Origin of the sequence: Pseudomonas sp. USHLN015, from assembly GCF_037153275.1 — a bacterium.
In the GTDB taxonomy this organism is placed as follows: Bacteria; Pseudomonadota; Gammaproteobacteria; order Pseudomonadales; family Pseudomonadaceae; genus Metapseudomonas; species Metapseudomonas tohonis.
In genome coordinates this window covers 566,690-587,772 of the sequence record NZ_JBBCKP010000003.1, presented here as the reverse complement: position 1 = coordinate 587,772, position 21,083 = coordinate 566,690, and the positions used below count along the sequence as shown (strand labels likewise).

General features: G+C 65.7%; 17 protein-coding genes and 3 pseudogenes. 8 read left to right on the top strand and 12 right to left on the bottom strand.

The window, feature by feature from the left end; genetic code table 11:
- From WFQ67_RS08930 to WFQ67_RS08910, 5 genes and pseudogenes are all read right to left on the bottom strand, one after another.
- Positions 1 to 476, bottom strand: a pseudogene (locus tag WFQ67_RS08930) (helix-turn-helix domain-containing protein); the annotation flags it as partial.
- A 114-nt stretch (positions 477 to 590) separates the two neighbouring features.
- Entirely contained in the window at positions 591 to 2,231 is a 1,641-nt protein-coding gene (groL, locus tag WFQ67_RS08925) for a chaperonin GroEL (RefSeq protein WP_213628597.1), read from the bottom strand.
- Between the two features lie 41 nt (positions 2,232 to 2,272).
- Positions 2,273 to 2,566 carry a co-chaperone GroES gene (locus WFQ67_RS08920; RefSeq protein WP_111263046.1) on the bottom strand — a complete coding sequence of 98 codons (294 nt, stop codon included), beginning with the start codon at positions 2,564 to 2,566 and terminating at the stop codon, positions 2,273 to 2,275.
- A 224-nt stretch (positions 2,567 to 2,790) separates the two neighbouring features.
- Positions 2,791 to 3,243: an FxsA family protein gene (locus WFQ67_RS08915; protein ID WP_263152961.1), complete on the bottom strand. Its 453-nt coding sequence runs from the start codon at positions 3,241 to 3,243 to the stop codon at positions 2,791 to 2,793.
- 65 nt (positions 3,244 to 3,308) lie between these two features.
- Positions 3,309 to 4,037, bottom strand: coding sequence for a HugZ family pyridoxamine 5'-phosphate oxidase (locus WFQ67_RS08910; RefSeq protein WP_337056619.1), 729 nt, complete (start codon positions 4,035 to 4,037; stop codon positions 3,309 to 3,311).
- Between the two features lie 109 nt (positions 4,038 to 4,146).
- On the opposite strand from WFQ67_RS08910, the gene WFQ67_RS08905 reads away from it, so the two are divergent.
- On the top strand, positions 4,147 to 4,905 hold the full coding sequence (locus WFQ67_RS08905; RefSeq protein ID WP_111263043.1) for an SDR family oxidoreductase: 759 nt from the start codon (positions 4,147 to 4,149) through the stop codon (positions 4,903 to 4,905).
- 103 nt (positions 4,906 to 5,008) lie between these two features.
- Here WFQ67_RS08905 and WFQ67_RS08900 read toward each other — a convergent pair whose 3' ends face one another.
- On the bottom strand, positions 5,009 to 6,013 hold the full coding sequence (locus WFQ67_RS08900; RefSeq protein ID WP_337056618.1) for a DUF481 domain-containing protein: 1,005 nt from the start codon (positions 6,011 to 6,013) through the stop codon (positions 5,009 to 5,011).
- A 182-nt stretch (positions 6,014 to 6,195) separates the two neighbouring features.
- On the opposite strand from WFQ67_RS08900, the gene WFQ67_RS08895 reads away from it, so the two are divergent.
- Positions 6,196 to 6,576, top strand: a complete 381-nt coding sequence (locus WFQ67_RS08895; RefSeq protein WP_213628593.1) for an MGMT family protein — start codon at positions 6,196 to 6,198, stop codon at positions 6,574 to 6,576.
- Between the two features lie 75 nt (positions 6,577 to 6,651).
- On the top strand, positions 6,652 to 8,421 hold the full coding sequence (locus WFQ67_RS08890; protein WP_213628592.1) for an AmpG family muropeptide MFS transporter: 1,770 nt from the start codon (positions 6,652 to 6,654) through the stop codon (positions 8,419 to 8,421).
- A 54-nt stretch (positions 8,422 to 8,475) separates the two neighbouring features.
- On the opposite strand, the gene WFQ67_RS08885 is transcribed toward WFQ67_RS08890, so the two are convergent.
- Together WFQ67_RS08885 and WFQ67_RS08880 are read right to left on the bottom strand one after the other, a co-directional pair.
- Complete coding sequence (locus WFQ67_RS08885; protein ID WP_213628591.1) at positions 8,476 to 9,306, bottom strand: mechanosensitive ion channel family protein; 831 nt, start codon at positions 9,304 to 9,306, stop codon at positions 8,476 to 8,478.
- Between the two features lie 117 nt (positions 9,307 to 9,423).
- Positions 9,424 to 9,903 (bottom strand): YajQ family cyclic di-GMP-binding protein, encoded by a 480-nt coding sequence (locus WFQ67_RS08880; RefSeq protein WP_111264780.1) that lies wholly within the window; start codon positions 9,901 to 9,903, stop codon positions 9,424 to 9,426.
- 221 nt (positions 9,904 to 10,124) lie between these two features.
- Between WFQ67_RS08880 and WFQ67_RS08875 the strand changes: the two are divergent.
- The 5 genes and pseudogenes from WFQ67_RS08875 to WFQ67_RS08855 form a co-directional block, all read left to right on the top strand.
- Positions 10,125 to 11,093: pseudogene (locus WFQ67_RS08875) on the top strand (response regulator); the annotation flags it as partial.
- Positions 11,090 to 12,001: a putative 2-dehydropantoate 2-reductase gene (locus WFQ67_RS08870; RefSeq protein WP_213628590.1), complete on the top strand. Its 912-nt coding sequence runs from the start codon at positions 11,090 to 11,092 to the stop codon at positions 11,999 to 12,001. The pseudogene WFQ67_RS08875 and the gene WFQ67_RS08870, both read left to right, overlap by 4 nt.
- 45 nt (positions 12,002 to 12,046) lie before the next feature.
- Entirely contained in the window at positions 12,047 to 14,059 is a 2,013-nt protein-coding gene (locus WFQ67_RS08865; RefSeq protein ID WP_337056615.1) for an ATP-binding protein, read from the top strand.
- Between the two features lies 1 nt (position 14,060).
- Positions 14,061 to 14,636 carry a cob(I)yrinic acid a,c-diamide adenosyltransferase gene (locus tag WFQ67_RS08860; RefSeq protein ID WP_213628588.1) on the top strand — a complete coding sequence of 192 codons (576 nt, stop codon included), beginning with the start codon at positions 14,061 to 14,063 and terminating at the stop codon, positions 14,634 to 14,636.
- A gap of 88 nt (positions 14,637 to 14,724) precedes the next feature.
- Positions 14,725 to 15,189, top strand: a pseudogene (locus tag WFQ67_RS08855) (REP-associated tyrosine transposase).
- Between the two features lie 34 nt (positions 15,190 to 15,223).
- Here WFQ67_RS08855 and WFQ67_RS08850 read toward each other — a convergent pair.
- The 4 genes from WFQ67_RS08850 to secA all read right to left on the bottom strand — a co-directional run bounded on the left by WFQ67_RS08850 (position 15,224) and on the right by secA (position 21,047).
- Positions 15,224 to 16,168, bottom strand: a complete 945-nt coding sequence (locus tag WFQ67_RS08850; RefSeq protein ID WP_337056613.1) for a Nudix family hydrolase — start codon at positions 16,166 to 16,168, stop codon at positions 15,224 to 15,226.
- A complete protein-coding gene (locus tag WFQ67_RS08845) occupies positions 16,165 to 16,806 on the bottom strand; it encodes a glutathione S-transferase family protein (RefSeq protein WP_337056612.1) in 642 nt (213 codons plus the stop codon). The genes WFQ67_RS08850 and WFQ67_RS08845 overlap by 4 nt, the downstream gene beginning before the upstream one ends.
- A 158-nt stretch (positions 16,807 to 16,964) precedes the next feature.
- The gene (gene argJ, locus WFQ67_RS08840) at positions 16,965 to 18,182 is read right to left on the bottom strand and encodes a bifunctional glutamate N-acetyltransferase/amino-acid acetyltransferase ArgJ (protein WP_337056611.1); all 1,218 of its coding nucleotides are present in this window, start codon (positions 18,180 to 18,182) and stop codon (positions 16,965 to 16,967) included.
- 123 nt (positions 18,183 to 18,305) lie between these two features.
- Positions 18,306 to 21,047, bottom strand: coding sequence for a preprotein translocase subunit SecA (secA, locus tag WFQ67_RS08835; protein ID WP_213628584.1), 2,742 nt, complete (start codon positions 21,045 to 21,047; stop codon positions 18,306 to 18,308).
- Positions 21,048 to 21,083: the final 36 nt, after the last annotated feature.

Here is a 21,083-nt window from a genome sequence, read left to right as displayed (position 1 = left end):
CCGGTCCGCCGAGCGGTTGCGCTGGTAATAGGCTTGGCGACTCAAGCCCATGAACTGGCAAGCCCTGCTAACGCTCAGCGCCGGGACTTGCCTTTGCGTGAGGACTTGCCGGGACGCTTTTTTACAACGGATACGCCGTAGTCGTTCTTCAGTACAGTCACGACCGCCTCGAAGAACTGGGCCTTCTGGCTCATGACTTCCAGCTGCTGCTCCAGCTCCTTGATGCGCTGCTCCGGCGTCAGTGGCAGGTTGGGTTCGGACATCGGCTTGCTCCTGGCGGATCGAATGGAAGCTCCCTGACTCCAGTCCTGCCGGCCATGCTTGCGTAACCACACCAGCACCGTCGATCGGCCCTGGATGCCGTAGCGAGCCTGAGCCTCCTTGTAGCTCATTTCGCCTTTTTCGACCTGATCGACCACTGCCAGTTTAAAAGCCTGCGTGTAATCACGCTGACTGCGACGGATACCTTCTGCCATCGGGGCTCTCCTGAAATAAGGGCGAAGGTGTAAACCTTATTCAGGACGGGACAACAGGCATAAAAAAGCCCCGCACGAGGCGGGGCTTCTTTCAGACCGGATGGACTGGGTGGCTTACATCATGCCGCCCATGCCGCCCATGCCGCCCATGTCCGGCATGGCCGGAGCAGCCTTGTCTTCCGGCAGCTCGGCAACGATCGCCTCGGTGGTGATCATCAGGCCGGCGATGGAAGCAGCGGCTTGCAGCGCGGTACGGGTGACCTTGGCCGGGTCGATGATGCCGAACTCGATCATGTCGCCGTACTGGCCGGTGGCAGCGTCGTAGCCGTAGTTGCCCGAACCCTGCTTGACCTTGTCCAGAACCACGGAGGCCTCGTCACCGGCGTTGGTGACGATCTGGCGCAGCGGAGCCTCGACGGCGCGACGCAGGATGTTGATACCAGCGGTCTGCTCTTCGTTGGCACCTACCAGGTCCTTGATGGCAACCAGGGCGCGAACCAGGGCAACACCACCGCCAGGAACCACGCCTTCTTCCACCGCAGCGCGGGTAGCGTGCAGGGCGTCTTCCACGCGGGCCTTCTTCTCTTTCATCTCGACTTCGGTGGCAGCGCCAACCTTGATCACGGCAACACCGCCAGCCAGCTTGGCCAGGCGCTCTTGCAGTTTTTCCTTGTCGTAGTCGGAAGAGGTTTCTTCGACCTGCTTGCGGATCTGGGCAACACGCGCCTCGATGTCGACCTGCTGGCCGGCGCCATCGATGATGGTGGTGTTTTCCTTGCTCAGGACCACGCGCTTGGCGTTACCCAGGTGCTCCAGGGTGGCGCTTTCCAGGCTCAGACCGACTTCTTCGGAGATGACGGTACCGCCGGTGAGGATGGCGATGTCCTGCAGCATGGCCTTGCGGCGGTCGCCGAAGCCCGGGGCCTTGACGGCAGCTACTTTGACGATGCCGCGCATGTTGTTGACGACCAGGGTGGCCAGGGCTTCGCCTTCGACGTCTTCAGCCACGATCAGCAGCGGACGGCCGGACTTGGCAACGGCTTCCAGAACCGGCAGCAGTTCGCGGATGTTGGAGATCTTCTTGTCGACCAGCAGCAGCAGCGGGCCGTCGAGCTCGGCCACCATGGTGTCCGGCTTGTTGATGAAGTAGGGGGACAGGTAGCCACGGTCGAACTGCATGCCTTCTACGACGGACAGTTCGTTTTCCAGGCCCGAGCCTTCCTCGACGGTGATCACGCCTTCTTTACCGACCTTCTCCATGGCTTCGGCAATGATGTTGCCGATGGAGTCGTCGGAGTTGGCGGAGATGGTGCCGACCTGGGCGATGGCCTTGGTGTCGGTGCACGGCTTGGACAGGTTCTTCAGCTCGGCGACGACGGCGGCGGTGGCCTTGTCGATACCACGCTTGAGGTCCATCGGGTTGAGGCCGGCAGCGACCGACTTCAGGCCTTCGGTGACGATGGCCTGGGCCAGGACGGTAGCGGTGGTGGTGCCGTCACCGGCGGCGTCGTTGGCCTTGGAGGCAACGTCTTTCACCAACTGGGCGCCGATGTTCTCGATGCGGTCCTTCAGCTCGATTTCCTTGGCGACGGAAACGCCGTCCTTGGTGATCAGCGGGGCACCGAAGCTGCGCTCCAGGACCACGTTACGGCCTTTCGGGCCGAGGGTGGCTTTCACGGCATCAGCCAGGGTGTTGACGCCAACGAGCAGTTTCTTGCGAGCGGCATCGCCGAATTTTACGTCTTTAGCAGCCATGTTCTTTTTCCTCGAATTCTATGGGGGAAAGGGGGGGTGGTTCAGGCTTCGATGACAGCGAGGATTTCGTTCTCGCTCATCACCAGCAGCTCTTCACCATCGACTTTGATGGCGTTGCTGCCGGAGTAGGGGCCGAATACCACCTGGTCACCCACTTTCACTGCCAGGGCACGGACTTCGCCGTTGTCCAGAACGCGACCGGTACCGACGGCGACCACTTCACCGCGGTTCGGCTTCTCGGCAGCCGAGCCCGGCAGCACGATGCCGCCAGCGGTCTTGGTTTCTTCTTCGCTGCGACGGATTACGACGCGGTCATTCAGGGGACGAAGCTTCATTGTCTAACTCTCCCAATCAGTGTTTTCCGGCGCCGGTACGAACGACCGGCGGGTTAGCGAAATCCGGCGTGGCCGGCTGCGGGGTGCAGGGCACTCCGCTGAAGTCTGACCTTGCCGGCGAGGGCAAGGAACCTTGCGGTGACCGATACATAGGGGCGTTCTGAGGCATTTCAAGGGCAGCGGCTGAAAAAAATGCGGGAAGTTCAGCGCCGCCGACCGGAGGCTCAGTTGTCGCGGCGCTCGTATTCGCCCTCGATCACGTTCGGGCGGGTCTGCCCGCTGCGGGCGGCGAGGTCGTCGGCGAAGGCACGCTGGCGCAGGGCCTGCTCCTGGGCGCGCTTGAGCAGGCGACCGATCAGCAGGCGGCGGGTGAAGGGAATCAGGCAGAGCACACCGAAGATGTCGCTGATGAAGCCGGGCAGCAGCAGCAGGCCACCGCCGACGGCGATCAGCAGGCCTTCGAGCATTTCCTGCTCGGGCATCTCGCCACGGGCGAGCTTCTCCCGCGCGCGCCAGGCGGTGGCGACCCCGGCGACCCGCAGCAGGACGCTGCCGAGCACACCGGTGCCGATGACCAGCAGCAGGGTCGGCAGGACGCCGATGACGCTGCCGACCTGGATCAGCACGGCCAGTTCGATGATCGGGAAAAGCAGGAAGAGGAACAGAAAGAAACGCATCGAGGGATCCTTGACGGAAGAACGGCTTCCGATGGCAATTTAGATGAAGCCGCTCTTCCTCGAATTCAAGCTTCTGGCTCGGCGACGGACGGCCAGGCTTCGGCGCGCGCCAGTGCCACCAGGGCCTGCCGGACCGCGCCCGGGTTGTTACAGGATGTTGGGAAGGGCAGCCAGTGCACCACCTGCCCGGTGCGCAGGTGGAAGCCCTCCGCGTCGATGCCGACCATCTCCGCCGCCTCCCCGGGCAGGCCGCGCAATGCCAGGTAGTGGGCGATGGCCGCCTGATGGTCGGCGTTCATGTGCTCGATCATGCTGCGCTCGGCCTCGCCGGCGAAGGGGTTGGCCTGCACCACCTGGTCGATCCAGTGGATGGCGCCGAAGCCGCCGATGAAGCGGGCACGCACGGGCTCCAGCACCCAGAAGTCGAAGTCGTGGGTCTGGTGGTAGTCGCGCGACTGAGGGAAATAGCGGTAGTAGCGCTCGCTGGCGGCTGCGACCTCGGCCTCGTCGGTGAGCTGCCGTGCCTCGGCGAGCAGGGTCAGGCGGCCGACGGCCTGGATGTCATCGGCGCCCCGCTCCCCCACCAGCAGCGAGCACTTGGGATCCTTCTGCAGGTTGTGGGTGTGCTGGGCGATGCGGCTGATGAGGATCAGCGGTCGGCCGGCGGCGTCCAGGCAATAGGGCGCCACCGATCCGAAAGGGAAGCCCGGCATGGCCTTGGACTGGGTCGAGAGGACGCCGCGGTATTCCTTGAGCAGCAATTCTCGGGCATTCTTTGCGGCTTTCACGCTCACCTTCTGACTCCTTGCAGAGAATCCGTCGAAAACGGACGGGCGGCCAGAATAACGGTTCCAGGCCGCCAGCGGGGATAGCGCCACTCAATTCGACTTCGAGGGGAAAAGCATGCAGCTCAAAGACAAGGTCATCATCATCACCGGCGGCTGCCAGGGCCTCGGCCGCGCCATGGGCGAGTACCTCGCCGGCAAGGGCGCCAAGCTGGCACTGGTGGACCTGAACCAGGAAAAACTGGACGACGCCGTGGCCGCCTGCAAGGCCGCCGGCGGCGATGCCCGTGCCTACCTGTGCAACGTGGCCAACGAAGAGCAGGTGACCCACATGGTCGCCCAGGTGGCCGAGGACTTCGGCGCCATCAACGGCCTGGTGAACAACGCCGGCATCCTGCGTGACGGCCTGACCATCAAGGTCAAGGACGGCGAGATGACCAAGATGAGCCTGGCCCAGTGGCAGGCGGTGATCGACGTGAACCTGACCGGCGTGTTCCTGTGCACCCGCGAAGTGGCGGCGAAGATGATCGAGCTGAAGAACGAAGGGGCGATCATCAACATCTCCTCCATCTCCCGCGCCGGCAACATGGGCCAGGCCAACTACTCCGCCGCCAAGGCCGGCGTCGCCGCCGACACCGTGGTCTGGGCGAAGGAGCTGGCACGCTACGGCATCCGCGTGGCGGGCGTGGCGCCCGGTTTCATCGAGACCGACATGGTCGCCAGCATGAAGCCCGAGGCCCTGGAGAAGATGACCTCCGGCATTCCGCTCAAGCGCCTGGGCAAGCCCCTGGAGATCGCCCACTCGGTGGCCTACATCCTGGAGAACGACTACTACACCGGTCGCGTCCTGGAACTCGATGGCGGCCTGCGCCTGTAAGGCCGAGCCGCAATGAAAAAGCCCCGCATCAGCGGGGCTTTTTCTTGTCCGGCGGTTGCAGGCCCGTAGCCCGGGCTTCAGCCCGGGAGAGCCGGCTGGATGCTTACCAACCTACGCCGAAACCAACGGTGTAGCGGGTCTCGTCGATCTCGCCTTCGGAACCGCTGACCATGTCCTTCTCGGCCTTCAGGTTGAGCGAGGCCCAGTCGGTGACCTTGTAGCGCAGGCCCACTTCGGCATCCAGGGAGTAGTCGGCGGCATTGCCCAGCGGGCGGCCGACTTCGCCGACGCTGAAGAGCTCGACCGTCTTGCCCACCAGGTAGCGGTTGTAGTCCCACTTCACGCTGAGCGCGTAGAAGTTGTCCTTCTCGCCATTGGCGTACTCGTAGTCGGTGCGGTTGACCAGCGACGCCAGGGAGAATGCACCCAGCTCGTCGTCCCAGAACTGGTAGCCGGGACCGGTACCGAGGGTGCGCTGGCGCTCCAGGTCCTCGATCTTGTCGCGCTTGTATTCGGCGCGGCCCTGCCAGAAGAACTTGTCGGTGACGAACCGGTCCAGGGCGTACTCGAGCTCCCAGTTCTCGGTGGTCTTCACGTCGTCCTGGAACTCGCGGTTGTACTCGCCCGTGGCGTTGTGGCGCCAGCGGCCGTGGCGGGCCTTGGTCTTGAAATCGACGTCGTAGTCGTCGGTGTCCTTCTCGGCGCGCTTGTAATCCAGGGCCAGGTCGACGTTGCCGGACCAGGTCAGGTCCTCGACGAAGGGCTTGGGCTTCATGATCTGCTCGATGCTGGCCAGCTCGACGGTCCTGGGCGCCTCGCCATTGGCCAGGATCACCTTGCCGGGCTCGGCCGGGCGCAGGGTCTTGGCCCGCTCGCCGGTGATGTCGTCCTGCTTGATCATCAGCTCCTGCTCGCTTTCCAGGGTGGCGATCTTCTTCCAATCCAGCGGGATGGAGCCGCCGTAGTCGGTTTCGAGCATCAGTTTGCCGCCGTCGAAGACCCTGATCTTGCCAGACAGGCGATCGCCGTTCTTCATCCACACGGTGTCGGCGAGGGAGGGGGTCGAGGCAGCCGCAATGGCTAGGCACAGCAGGGTTCTGGACAACATAGGCGGATACACGGGCTCAAGTTCGCGAAAAACCGGGCATTATCCGCAAGCCCGGCGACTGAGCAAGGACTGACCGACGGACAAGCCTCAAGTTCCACAAAAAAGAGGTAACGCAGAGCGGTTGTCGCCCCTGTGTCGCCGCCCTATCCTGGCCACCACCCCCGCACCGGACACCTGCCGCCATGGTGCCTCGCAAGCCAAGTCCCGACGTGAACGTCCCGAACGACCTGCCAACGGCCAGCCCCGAAATGCGCCGCGAAGCGCTGTACCTGACCCTGGCCCAGGTGCCGCCAGGCAAGGTGGTGAGCTATGGCCAGCTCGGCGAAATGGCCGGCCTGGGTCGCGCGGCGCGCTGGGTCGGGCGCACCCTGAGCCAACTGCCCCAAGGCACGCGCCTGCCCTGGCACCGAGTGATCGCCGCCGGGGGACGCCTCAGCCTGCCGGCCGGAAGCCCCTCCGGGGACGAGCAGCGGGCACGTTTGCGGGCCGAGGGGGTCTTCATCCATAACGAACGGGTGGATATGCGTCGGCATGGCTGGCTTCCCATGCCACCCAAGGGTTAGAGTGCGCGCTTTGTCGCGGTTCCGTCGCGTGCACCTCGTCATGGACCGCCCCGTGATTTCTGGACTACACGCCTGATGCCCCACCGTACCTGGCGCGCCGCCCTGGCCGCCTACGCCAGCCCGGCCACCCTCGCGCTGCTCCTGCTGGGCTTCGCCGCCGGCCTGCCCTACATGCTGGTGTTCTCCACCCTCTCCGTCTGGCTGCGCGAGGCCGGCGTCTCCCGCGAGACCATCGGCTTCGCCAGCCTCATCGGCCTCGCCTATGCCTTCAAGTGGATCTGGTCGCCGCTGCTGGACCAGTTCCGCCTGCCGCTGCTCGGTCGCCTCGGTCGCCGTCGTTCCTGGCTGGTGCTGTCCCAGGTCCTGGTGGCGCTGGGCCTGGTGGGCATGGCCCTGTGCGACCCGCAACAACACCTGACCTGGCTGATCGCGATCGCCGTGGTGGTGGCCTTCGCCTCCGCCACCCAGGACATCGCCGTCGACGCCTACCGCCTGGAGATCGCCGAGGACAGCCGCCAGGCCGCGCTGGCCGCCAGCTACATGCTCGGCTACCGGGTCTCGGCACTGCTGGCCACAGCCGGCGCGCTGTATTTCGCCGAGTGGTTCGGCTCCACCTCGCTGAGCTACGAGTACGGTGCCTGGGCCGGCACCTACCTGCTGTTCGCTCTTCTCATGCTGCCCGGCCTGGTCACCAGCCTGTGGATGCGCGAACCACGCATCGACGCGCAGGTCCAGACCAGCACCTCGCGCTTCAAGCTCAAGGACCAGCTGGCCTCGGTACTGATACTGCTGGTGATGCTGATCTCCCTGCCGGCGATGATCACCGGCATGCTCGATCGTGCCTGGCCGCGCGCCCTGCTCTATTTCCTCTTCCTGGTGGCCTGCCTGTCGCCCTGGGGCAGGCGCCAGATCGTCCCGGTGCGCGAGTTGCTCAGTCAGCAGCGCCGCCAGTTGCTGGTGGCCGCGCGGGGCAAGGTGATTCCCAACTTCGACTTCGTCCACCAGGCGGTGTCGATGATCGTGCTGATCGTCATCCTGGTGACCACTGCGGCGGCCATCAAGGCCTATGCATCGGGCGCCTGGCCGCGCGGCACGCTGTTCGTGCTGATCGCCCTCGCCTGCTTCTCCGCCCCAGGCCGCCTGCTGATGGCGCCGGTGGTCACGCCCATCAGCGAGTTCGTCCAGCGCTACCGCTGGCAGGCGTTGCTGCTGCTGGGGCTGATCGCCACCTACCGCATGTCGGACACGGTGATGGGCGTGATGGCCAACGTCTTCTACATCGACCAGGGCTTCAGCAAGGAGCAGATCGCCAGCGTCAGCAAGCTCTTCGGCCTGATCATGACCCTGCTCGGCGCGGGCGCCGGAGGCCTGCTGATCGTGCGCTTCGGCATCCTGCCGATCCTCTTCATCGGCGGCGCGGCATCGGCGGCGACCAACCTGATGTTCGTGGTGCTCAGCGACATGGGCCCGCACCTGGACATGCTGATCCTCACCATCTCCTGCGACAACTTCAGCGCAGGGCTCGCCACCTCGGCCTTCGTCGCCTACCTGTCGAGCCTCACCAACCTGAAGTTCTCCGCCACCCAGTACGCGCTGCTCAGTTCGATCATGCTGCTGCTGCCGAGGCTGATCGGCGGCTACTCGGGCGTGATGGTCGAATCCCTCGGCTATCACCAGTTCTTCCAGCTCACCGCGCTGCTCGGCGTGCCGACGCTGATCCTCATCGCCGTGCAGTGGGGCCAGGAGCGCCGGCAGCCCGACAGCAGCACCCCGCCGACCACGGAAGCGGACACGCCCCCCGCGCCCCAGCCCCCCGCTCCCCGCGCGCAGTCGGAACAGCCGTAGCGCTTTGCACGGACATGAAAAAGGCCGGCATTCGCCGGCCTTCTCGTAATCGCCTCACCCTGCGCTGGGGACCACCTGCACCATGCGCGGCGGCTGGGCGAGCTGGACGCCCGCCTCGTGCAACTTGTCGCGCACCGACTCGTTGAGCATGAAGATCACGCCCCAGTAGTCGGCGTTGGAGGTCCACATGCGCAGCGACAGGTTGATCGAGGTGTCCCCCAAGGCGGAGACCACCACCACCGGAGCCGGGTCCTTGTGCACACGCGGGTCCTCGGCCAGCTTGAGCAGCACCTCGCGGGCCTTGGCCAGGTCGCTGGCGTAGTCGACCTTGACGTCGTAAAGCACCTGGCGGGTGGCCTGGTTCGAGTAGTTGGTGATGATGCCGTTGGACAGCGAGCCGTTGGGCACGATGACGGTCTTGTTGTCGCCGGTGCGCAGCACGGTGTGGAAGATCTGGATGTGGTCCACCGTCCCCATCACGCCCTGGGCCTCGATGAAGTCGCCAGCCTTGAAGGGGCGGAACAACAGGATCAGCACTCCACCGGCGAAGTTTGCCAGGCTGCCCTGCAATGCCAGGCCGATGGCCAGGCCGGCCGCACCGATGGCGGCGATGAAGGACGTGGTCTCGATGCCGATCATGGAGGCCACGCTGACCAGCAGCAGCACCTTGAGGACCATGTTGGCCAGGCTGCCGATGAAGCCGTGCAGGGTCTTGTCGACCCGGCGCATGGCCAAAAGGTTGCTGACCCGGTTGGTGATCCGGTTGATCAGCCACCAGCCGATCAGCAGGGTGATCAGGGCCAGCGTGAGCTTGCCGCTGTACTCGAGGATGATCGGCAGCCAGCCTTCGGATCGCCTGACCAGTTCGTCGACGGTTATATCCATACGCACTCTCCTCTCTTGCCTTCTCGAAAACAAAAACGCCGTGGGCAGGCCACGGCGAAGGTCGCTGACCCTGCACGTTGCGACGCGGGCCAGCGGTGAAGGTTCAAAAATGCGGCGTCAGTCGCGGAAGTTGGTGTACTGCAGCGGGAAGTCCAGGGGCTCGCCGCGCAGCATGGCGATGGCTTCCTGCAGGTCGTCGCGTTTCTTGCCGGTGACACGTACCTGCTCGCCCTGGATCGCGGCCTGGACCTTGAGCTTGCGCTCCTTGATCAGCGCGACGATCTTCTTCGCCAGCTCCTTCTCGATGCCCTCGCGGAATTTCACTTCCTGCTTGACCACCTTGCCGGAGGCGTAGTGATCCTCGATCTCCATGCAGTGGATATCGATCTTGCGCTTGATCAGGTTGCTGCGCAGGATGTCGAGCATCTGCTCCAGCATGAAGTCGGCTTCGGCAGTCAGGGTGACGGCCTTGTCCTTGCTCTCGAAGCTGCACTTGCCGCGCAGGTCGAAGCGGCGATCGAGCTCCTTGATCGCGTTGTCCACCGCGTTGGTGAGCTCGTGTTTGTCCAGCTCGGACACCACGTCGAACGATGGCATGGGATTCCTCCAGATAGACGGCGCGACCCACATCACGTAAGGAAGGCGCCTGGCTTGACGGTAAAAAAAGCGGGCCCATTATAACTGAGCAACGGAGCCCGATTTTTGCAGGATTGCATGGCAGCTAAGCATTCAGCTCTGACAGGCGGACGCAAAACCTGCTGAAATAGGCACTGATAGCAACAAGCCACTACCGCCAACCCTTGCCACTTCCCTGTGAGCCTGCCATGCCCAACCCTCATCTCAGCATCCTGGTGGTGGACGACGCCAAGTTCTCCAGCGCCATGATCGGTCGTGCCCTCACCCAGGCCGGTTACCAGGATGTCCGCTTCGCCAGCAGCGCGACGGAAGCCCTGCGCCTGCTCGAGGAGCGCCCCGCCAACGTACTGCTGGCGGACTGGCTGATGCCCGAGATCGACGGCCTCGAACTGACCGCACGGGTGCGCCAGCTGGACGAGATGATCGACCACTACACCTACGTCATCCTGCTCACCGGCAAGGAGGGCGAGAACGTCCTGGGCGAGGCCTTCGACCGCGGCGTCGACGACTTCATCAGCAAGGCGGCGATGAACGAGCAACTGGTGCCCCGCGTCTACGCAGCGGACCGCCTGTGCAACACCCTGCAGCGCTTGCTCCACGAGAACCGGCTGATGACGCAGAACATCGCCAGCCTGGAACAGCGCAACCTGGTGGACCCGCTCACCGGCCTCGGCAATCCGCGCTACCTGCGCCAGAAGCTGTCCGACAGCCTGCGCCAGGTCGAATCCCGTGGCGGCGCGCTGTGCTACCTGCTGATCGGCCTGCACGACGCCTCCGCCCTGCGCGTGCAGTACGGCAACGACTTCTACAACGAGCTGCTCCACGGCGTCGCCCGGCGCCTGCAGCAGCTGGTGCGCCCGCTGGACGTGCTGACCCGCCTGGATGACAACCACTTCGGCCTGATCACCCTCCTCGAAGACCTCCACGAGTGCTCGCCCAGCAGCTTCAAGCGCCTGCACGAAGGCCTCAACCTCAAGGCCTTCAAGACCAGCGAGGGCTTCATCACCCTCAAGGCGGGCATCAGCCTCGTCGGCATGGACGGCAAGGCTCTGCCGGTGGACGTGGAGAACATAATCGAACAGGCCTCCAGGCTGCTGCCCGAGTCCTATGCCAGTGGCCGGGTCAGCGCCATTCGCCTGCCCCTGCCGTGACCTGGCACGTCCTCGGCATCGGCAGCCTCGGCAGCCTCTGGGCGATCCGCCTGGCGCGCGCCGGACTGCCGGTGCGCCTGGTACTGCGTGACGCCGAGCGCCTGGCCGCCTACCAAGCCGCAGGCGGTCTGACCCTGGTGGAACAGGGCCAGGCCCTGCGTCTGGAACTGCCCGCCGAACTCGCCACCGACGAGCCCCCAATCCAGCGCCTGCTGCTGGCCTGCAAGGCCTACGACGCCGAGGCGGCCGTCGTCGCGCTGGCCCCTCGTCTAGCACCTGGCGCTGAACTGGTCCTGCTGCAAAACGGCCTGGGCAGCCAGGACGCCGTCGCCGCACGCGTGCCGCACGCCCGCTGCATCCTCGCCTCCAGCACCGAAGGCGCGTTCCGCGACGGCGACTTTCGCGTGGTCTTCGCCGGCCACGGCTTCACCTGGCTGGGCGACCCACAGGCCATCGCACCGCCGGCCTGGTTGAACGAGCTTGAGCGCGCCGGCATCCCCCATGGCTGGACGCCGGACATCCTCTCGCGGCTTTGGCGCAAGCTCGCCCTCAATTGCGCGATCAACCCGCTGACGGTGCTCCACGGCTGCCGCAACGGCGGCCTGGCCGAGCATCCGGCGCAGGTCCAGGAGCTGTGCGCCGAACTCGCCGGACTGCTGCACCTGTGCGGCCAGCCGGACGCCGCGCAGGACCTGCACGACGAAGTCGGCCGGGTCATCCAGGCCACCGCCGCCAACTACTCCTCCATGTACCAGGACGTCGCCGCCAGGCGCCGCACCGAAATCAGCTACCTGCTGGGCTACGCCTGCGCCGCCGCCGAGCGCCACCGCCTGGTCCTGCCCCACCTGCAGGCACTGCTCAGGCAGTTGCGCGCCCACCTGGCCGAGCGCGGATTGCCGCTGGACTGACCCCGCGCTACCCTGCCGGCAGCCCAACCGCCTGGATCCCACCCCTTGAACAGCCTGCGCCAGCGCCTCGAAAACCTGTCCGTCGGCAGAAAACTGCTGGCCGCCCTGCTGGTCCTGATGGCCACGGTACTGCTGATCGCCAACCTCGCATTCATCAGCGCCGCCTACTGGATTTCCCAGGAGAGCATGGCGCCCCAGGCGCTGCAGACCCTCGGCCGCCTGTTCGCCACCGCGCCGCTGTCGCGCGAGGCGCTGGCCTCCCCGGAATCCGCCCGCCGGCTGCTCGACCAGTTGGACAGCTACGCCCCGCTGCGCGCCGCCGCCCTCTACGACGGCCAGGGCGAGCTGCTGGCGCAACTGATCAGCGGCAGCATGATGAAACTGCCGCAGCACGCCGAGAAACTGCAGCGCTGGCGCCTGCACGAATTCCGCACCAGCCAGGTGGTGGAGCTGCCCCAGGGCAACGGCCCGCCCGGCTACCTGCTGCTGGTGGCCTCCAGCGAGCTGCCCGGCGCCTTCTACACCGGCACCCTCACCGCCAGCCTGGCGATCCTGGCCAGCAGCGTGCTGCTCTGGCTGCTGGTGGCACGGCAGATCCGCGTGATGGTCACCGGCCCGATCCGCCGCCTCGAGGAGCTCTCGCGCCAGGTCACCCGCGAGGAGAACTACGCCTTGCGTGCCCAGCGCGGCAACCGCGACGAGATCGGCAGCCTGGCGGACGCCTTCAACACCATGCTCAGCCGCATCGAGGCGCGCGAGCAGCAGCTCAAGCGTGCCCGCGACGACTCCCAGAACGCCGTCGACCAGGCCCAGGCGCTGGCCGAGGAGACGCGTCACTCCAACCGCCGGCTGGAGCTGGAAGTGCAGGTGCGCAGCAAAATCGAGAAGAAGCTCACCGGGTTCCAGAACTACCTCAACAGCATCATCGACTCGATGCCCTCGGCACTCATCGCCCTCGACGAGCAGCTCTATGTCACCCAGTGGAACCAGGAAGCCACCGCGCTTTCCGGCACCACCCTGGACGATGCACTCAACCAGCCGGTGTTCCTCGCCTTCCCCTCGCTCAAGCCCTTCCTGCCGCAGATCAAGCTCACCGCCGAGCGCCACAAGGTGGAGAAGGTCGAACGGGTGAGCTGGCTGCTGGGAGACGAGGTCCGCCACTACAGCCTTACCTTCTACCCCCTGATGGGCGGCACCGGGCGTGGCGTGGTGATCCGCGTCGACGACATCACCCAGCGCCTGTCCATGGAGGAGATGGTGGTGCAGTCGGAGAAGATGCTCAGCGTCGGCGGGCTGGCCGCCGGCATGGCCCACGAGATCAACAACCCGCTGGGGGCGATCCTGCACAACGTGCAGAACATCCGCCGGCGCCTGTCACCGGACCTTGAGAAGAACCTGGAGCAGGCACGGGCCGACGGCATCTGCCTCGACTCGGTGAACCACTACCTGGAGGCACGCGAAGTGCCCAAGCTGCTGGACGGCATCCACCAGGCCGGCACCCGCGCGGCGAAGATCGTCACCCACATGCTTTCCTTCAGCCGCCGCAGCAACCGCCAGCTCGCGCCCTGCCTGCTGCCGGTGCTGCTCGACCAGGCGGTGGAGATCGCCAGCAACGACTTCGACCTGACCGAGGGGTTCGACTTCAAGGGCATGACCATCACCCGCGAATTCGACCCCGAGCTGGGGCCGGTGCCGGGCACCGCCAACGAACTGGAACAGGTGCTGCTGAACCTGCTGAAGAACGCCGCCCAGGCCATCCACCAGCGCGACGACGACCAGGAGGGCCGCATCACCCTGCGTACGCGCCTGGCGCCGCCCTGGGCGGAAGTCCAGGTGGAGGACAACGGCGTCGGCATTCCGGAGAACGTGCGCAAGCGCATCTTCGAGCCCTTCTTCACCACCAAGGAAGTGGGCCAGGGCACCGGGCTCGGCCTGTCGGTCTCGTATTTCATCATCACCAACAACCACAAGGGCCAGATGGAGGTGCACTCCAAGCCGGGCCAGGGAACCTGCTTCACCCTGCGCCTGCCATTGACCTCCGTCCCCTCGGGAACCTGATATGGGCAACCGCCTCTCGAAGATCTACACCCGCACCGGCGACACGGGCGAGACCGGGCTTTCCGGCAACCGTCGCGTCGCCAAGGACCACCCGCGTATCGAGGCCATCGGCGAGGTGGACTCGCTCAACAGCCACCTGGGCCTGCTGCTGGCGCAACTGGCCGAGCGACACGCAGCACGGCCGGGCCTGGGGGATGTGATCGACGTCCTCGCCCCCTGCCAGCACCGCCTGTTCGACCTGGGCGGCGAACTGTCCATGCCAGAGTACCAGGTGCTGCAGGAGAGCGAGGTGCAGCGCCTGGAAGCGGCCATCGACCGCTGGAACGAGGAGCTGGGCCCGCTGGAGAACTTCATCCTGCCCGGCGGCTCGTCCCTGGTGGCCCAGGCCCACGTCTGCCGCTCCGCCGCCCGCACCGCCGAACGCCGCGCCCAGGCACTCAACGCCGAGGAACCCTTGCGTGCGGAGTTGCTGGCCTACCTCAACCGCCTCTCCGACCTCCTCTTCGTCGCTGCCCGTCTCATCGCACGGCGCGAGGGTGTGGACGAGGTGTTGTGGCAGGCTGCAGCGAAAGCATGAGGCGAAAGCTTCGCGAGCAGAGCTCGCTCCTACGAAACAGAGCGTCTGGGGAATGGGGTGAGTTGCGAGACATGAGAGGGAATCTGATGTGCAACGCTATCGAGGCGAGGCCCTGCGTCGCGGACGCTTTTCCGAGACAGGCCGGATCTACCTGCTAACCACGGTCACCCACGGCCGCCGGCGACTGTTCGACGACTTTCATACAGGGCGGAAAGTCGTCGAGCACCTGCGTGAAGCCCAGTCCTGCGGGCTGGCGCAAACGCTTTGCTGGGTGCTGATGCCGGATCACCTGCACTGGCTCGTCCAGCTGGAGCAGGGTTCCCTGGACCGCTTGGCGCAACGTTTCAAATCCCGCAGCGCCAAGGCAGTCAATCAACACCTCGGAACACAAGGGCAGGTCTGGCAGAAGGGCTATCACGACAGAGCCCTGCGCACAGAGGAGGATCTGATCGACCTGGCCCGCTAGGTGGTGGCCAACCCGTTGCGGGCTGGCCTGGTCAGCCGGGTTGCCGATTACCCACTATGGGATGCAATCTGGCTGGAGCCAACGTAGGAGCGAGCTCTGCTCGCGAATCGCTTTCGCCCGCTCAGCCTTGCGGCCAGAACGCCCGTATCCCTGCCACGCCCTGGGCGCCGATCTGCCAGGCGCGCTCGGTGTCGTCGGGGCCGACGCCGCCGAGCAGGAACACCGGTTTGTTGAAGCGACGGATCATTTCCCGTGCAGCGTCCCAGCCCAGCGGCTGTGCCTCGGGGTGCGTCTGGGTGGGTTGCAGGGGCGACAGGGTGACGAAGTCCACGCCCATCTCGGTCGCCAGCTCCAGCTCTTGCGCGCTGTGGCAGGAAGCACCCAGCCAGCGCTCCCTGGGGAACGGGCGGCCGCGGGGGGCGTAGCGCCGCAGCTGGTCGGCGGTGAGGTGCCAGCCGGCGGCGGGAAAGTCTCCCAGCCATTCCAGCGGCCCCTTGAGCATCAGCTGTGCTCGACGGGCGCAGAGCCCCTGGATATCCACGGCCAGGTCGCGGTACTGGGCGTCGAACATGTTCGGCGCGCGCAGCTGGATCAGCTTTGCGCCTTCGGCCAGCGCGGCGCGGACACCCTGCAACAGTTCCTGGGGCTCCAGCTCGTCGGGCGTGATCAGGTAGCGGTCGGGCAGGCGCGCGGCCGCCACGATCGGCTGGTTGGCGGCGGGGAATTGGTAGTCGCCCAGCTCATGGTTGCTGGCCCAGGCCAGCGGCTGGCCTTCGGCACCGTGGGGCTCACCGTCGAAGGCGGTGACTTCCCAGACATCCAGCAGCACCTGCTTGTCGGGGTAGTCGTGATGCACCTGGATCAGCGGGCGCGCGGCGCTCACGCGGATGCCCAGTTCCTCTTCCAGCTCCCGGGACAGGGCGGCCTGCATGGCCTCGCCTTCCTCCACCTTGCCGCCCGGGAACTCCCACAGGCCGCCCTGGTGTTTGTCGTCCGGGCGGCGTGCGATCAGCACCCGGCCGTCGGCACCGCGGATGACCGCGGCTGCGACGTGCACTCGCTTCATTCGATGATCTCCGTTTCCTGCAGGGCGGCCTGGTACCAGCGCTGGAACGCGGGCCACCGGTAGATGGTGTCGACATAGGCCGCGGCTTCGGCGGGAAGCTCGACGGCGTAGCTGCGCAGGCGGCTGGCCACCGGCGCGTAGAAGGCATCGGCGATGCTGGCATGGCCGAACAGATAGGGGCCGTCCTGGCCGAAACGGCGACGGCAATCCGACCAGATGGCGCAGATGCGGCGGATGTCCTCGGCAGCCTCTTCGGGGATGCCATCCAGCGCCTGGTTGCGCTTCATGTCCATGGGCATGTGGCTGCGCAAGGCGACGAAGCCGCTGTGCATCTCGGCGCAGATGGCGCGCGCATGGGCGCGGGCCGCCTGGCCGAAGGGCCAGAGGTGGGCCTCGGGGAAGCGCTCGGCAAGGTATTCGGCAATGGCCAGGGAGTCCCAGATCGCGCCATCGGCCTCGGTCTCCAGCACCGGAACCTTGGCGGTGGGCGAATGGGCCAGCAGGCGCCTGTGGCTATCGGCAGCGTAGAGCGGGATGCGCAGCTCTTCGAAAGGGGCCTCGGTGAGCGCCATGGCGAGCCAGCCGCGCAGCGACCAGGACGAGTAGTTCTTGTTGCCGATGACCAGGGTGAGTGCCATGCGTTTCTCCTTGAGACCCGGTTATCCAGAGGGGTCGCTGGACCTTAAAAGGCGCAGGCGGGGATGGCAAATTCCCGTTGCTCATGGGGCCATGAACAACGGGAATGCCAGGAGCCAGAGCGGCTGCCACCGCGAATCGAGTCGCGGCGGCACGTGGCTCAGGTGCGGTATTCCGCGTTGATCTTGACGTACTCGTGGGACAGGTCGGTGGTCCAGATGGTTTCGCTGCAGGCGCCGCGTCCCAGTTCGATGCGGATGCCGATCTCTTCGCGAGCCATCACGGCGGCACCCTGGTCCTCGGTGTAGGTCGAGGCACGGCCGCCCTTGCTGGCAATGCAGACCTCGCCCAGGAACACGTCGATCTTGCTCACGTCCAGTTGCGGCACGCCGGCACGGCCGACTGCGGCCAGGATGCGGCCCCAGTTCGGGTCGGAGGCGAACAGCGCGGTCTTGATCAGCGGCGAATGGGCCACGGCGTAGGCCACGTCCAGGCACTCCTGGTGGGTGCCGCCGCCGTTGACCTGCACGGTGACGAACTTGGTGGCGCCTTCACCGTCACGGACGATGGCCTGGGCCACTTCCATGGAGACTTCCAGCACCGCCTGCTTGAGCGCGGCGAAGAGCTCGCCGCTGGCCTGGGTCACTTCCGGCAGGGCCGCCTGCCCGGTGGCGACCAGCATGCAGCAATCGTTGGTGGAGGTGTCGCCGTCGATGGTGATGCGGTTGAAGGACTTGTTGGCGGCATCGCGCAGCAGGTCCTGCAACACGCCCTGCGCGACCTTTGCGTCGGTGGCGATGTAGCCGAGCATGGTGGCCATGTTCGGCCTGATCATGCCGGCGCCCTTGCTGATGCCGGTGACGGTGACGGTGACGCCGTCATGCACGAACTGGCGGCTGGCACCCTTGGGCAGGGTGTCGGTGGTCATGATGCCGGTGGCGGCGGCAGCCCAGTTGCCTTCGGAAAGATCGGCCAGGGCGTCACCCAGGGCGGCTTCGATCTTCTCGACCGGCAGCGGCTCGCCAATCACACCGGTGGAGAACGGCAGCACGGCGCTGGCGTCGACGCCCGCCAGTTCGGCCAGCTTGGCGCAGGTGCGCTCGGCAGCAGCGAGGCCTGGCTCACCGGTGCCGGCGTTGGCGTTGCCGGTGTTGGTCAGGAAATAACGCACGGCCCCCAGGACGCGTTTCTTCGACAGGATCACCGGCGCGGCACAGAAGGCGTTGAGGGTGAACACGCCCGCTACGGTGGAACCCTCGGCGCAGCGCATGACCACCACGTCCTTGCGGCCAGGGCGCTTGATGCCGGCAGAGGCGATGCCGAGTTCGAAACCGGGAACCGGGTGCAGGGTGGGCAGGGGGCCGAGACCAACAGCCATGGAAGCGCTCCTTGTCGTGTCGTCAGTTGAATCGGCGGCTGGGCGCTGCCGTTCAGGGGATGTCGAGTTGAAAACGCCGCGAGCGGCTGGGCCGGTCGCGGCGTGGGGAACTACAGCTTAGCCTCAGCTGATCTGGCCGTGGCAGTGCTTGTATTTCTTGCCGGAACCACAGGGGCAGGGCTCGTTGCGGCCGACCTTGGGTTCGGTGCGGACGGGAGCGGCGGCTACCGCGACGTCGCCTTCCTCGCCCTGCAGGTGGGCTTCGGGCTCTTCCAGGCCGGGGGCCTCGGCATGCTGGAACTGCATGCGCTTGGCCAGTTCCTCGGCTTCGCGACGCAGGCGGGCCTCTTCCTCGGCCGGGTCTTCGCGACGGACCTGGACATGGGACAGGACGCGGATGGTGTCGCGACGGATGGAATCCAGCAGCTCCTGGAACAGGGTGAAGGACTCGCGCTTGTATTCCTGCTTGGGGTTCTTCTGCGCGTAACCGCGCAGGTGAATGCCATGGCGCAGGTGATCCATGGTGGACAGGTGGTCCTTCCACAGGTCGTCCAGCACGCGCAGGAGCATCTGTTTCTCGAAGGAGCGCAGGGCTTCGGCGCCTGCCAGCTCTTCCTTCTCGTTGTAGGCGGCAATCAGTTGCTCGAGGATCTTGGTGCGCAGGGTGTCCTCGAACAGCTTGTCGTCTTCGTCCAGCCACTGCTGGACCGGCAGCTTGATGCCGAAGTCGCTGTACAGGGCGGCTTCCAGGCCGGTGATGTCCCACTGCTCGGGCAGCGATTGCGGCGGGATGTGGGCGTCGATGGTGCGGCCCAGCACGTCCTCGCGGAACTCGGCGATGGTCTCGCCGATGTCATCGGCGGCCAGCAGGCTGTTGCGCATGTGGTAGATCACCTTGCGCTGCTCGTTGGCCACGTCGTCGAATTCGAGGAGCTGCTTGCGGATGTCGAAGTTGCGGCCTTCGACCTTGCGCTGCGCCTTCTCGATGGCGTTGGTCACCATGCGGTGCTCGATGGCCTCGCCGGACTGCATGCCCAGGGCCTTCATGAAGTTCTTCACCCGGTCGGAGGCGAAGATGCGCATCAGGCTGTCTTCCAGCGACAGGTAGAAGCGGCTGGAGCCCGGGTCACCCTGGCGACCCGCGCGGCCACGCAGCTGGTTGTCGATGCGGCGGGATTCGTGGCGCTCGGACGCGACCACGTGCAGGCCACCGGCCTCGATCACCTGCTGGTGACGCTTCTGCCATTCGGCCTTGATCTGGGCGACCTGCTCCTCGGTGGGGTTCTCGAGGGCGGCGACTTCGACTTCCCAGTTGCCGCCAAGCAGGATGTCGGTACCACGGCCCGCCATGTTGGTGGCGATGGTCACGGCACCGGGACGGCCGGCCTGGGCGATGATCTCGGCTTCCTTCTCGTGGTACTTGGCGTTGAGCACCTTGTGCTCGATGCCGGCCTTGACCAGCAGCTGCGAGACGTACTCGGAGCTCTCGATCGAGGCGGTGCCCACGAGCACCGGACGGCCATTGGCCTGGCAATCCTTGATGTCGGTGATGATGGCGGCGTACTTCTCTTCCTGGGTCAGGTAGACCAGGTCGTTGAAGTCCTTGCGCGCCACCGGACGGTGGGTCGGGATCACCATCACTTCGAGGCCGTAGATCGAGTGGAACTCGAAGGCTTCGGTATCGGCGGTACCGGTCATGCCGGCCAGCTTGGTGTAGAGGCGGAAGTAGTTCTGGAAGGTGGTGGAGGCCAGGGTCTGGCTCTCGGCCTGGATGTTCAGGCCTTCCTTCGCCTCGATGGCCTGGTGCAGGCCCTCGGAGAGGCGGCGACCGGGCATGGTGCGGCCGGTGTGCTCGTCGATCAGCAGGACCTGGTCGTTCTGCACGATGTACTCGACGTTGCGGTGGAACAGGGTGTGGGCGCGCAGGCCGGCGTAGACGTGGGTCAGCAGGCCCAGGTTGTGCGCGGAGTACAGGCTCTCGCCCTCGGCCAGCAGGCCGGCCTGGGTGAGCATGTCCTCGATGAACTGGTGGCCCTGCTCGTTGAGCTCGACCTGGCGGGTCTTCTCGTCGACGGAATAGTGACCTTCCTGGACGACGTTGCCCTCTTCCGGCTCGATGTGCTGCTTCAGGCGCGGGATCAGCTTGTTGATCTGCATGTACAGCTTGGAGCTGTCTTCGGCCTGGCCGGAGATGATCAGCGGCGTACGCGCCTCGTCGATGAGGATGGAGTCCACTTCGTCGATAACGGCGAAGTTCAGCTCGCGCTGGAACTTGTCTTCCAGGCTGAAGGCCATGTTGTCGCGCAGGTAGTCGAAGCCGAATTCGTTGTTGGTGCCGTAGGTGATGTCGGCAGCGTAGGCGGCGCGTTTTTCTTCCGGCGGCTGGAACGGGGTGACGATGCCGACGGTAAGGCCGAGGAACTCATACAGCGGACGCATCCAGTTGGCGTCGCGGCGGGCCAGGTAGTCGTTCACGGTGACCACGTGCACGCCCTTGCAGGACAGCGCGTTGAGGTAGACCGGCAGGGTGCCCACCAGGGTCTTGCCCTCACCGGTGCGCATCTCGGCGATCTTGCCTTCGTGGAGGGTCATGCCGCCGATGAGCTGCACGTCGAAGTGACGCATGCCCATCACGCGCTTGCCGGCCTCACGGGCGACGGCGAAGGCTTCCGGCAGGATCTGGTCGAGGGTCTCGCCCTTGGCTACCCGCGCCTTGAACTCTTCGGTCTTGGCTCTGAGCTGCTCGTCGGACAGCGCGACCATCTGCTCTTCCAGGGCATTGACCGCCTGGACAGCCTTGGCCATGCGCTTCACTTCGCGCTCGTTCTTGCTTCCAAAGAGTTTCTTCAACAAAGGCGCAAACATATCGACAGGATCTTCCACATATATGGATGGGGGGCG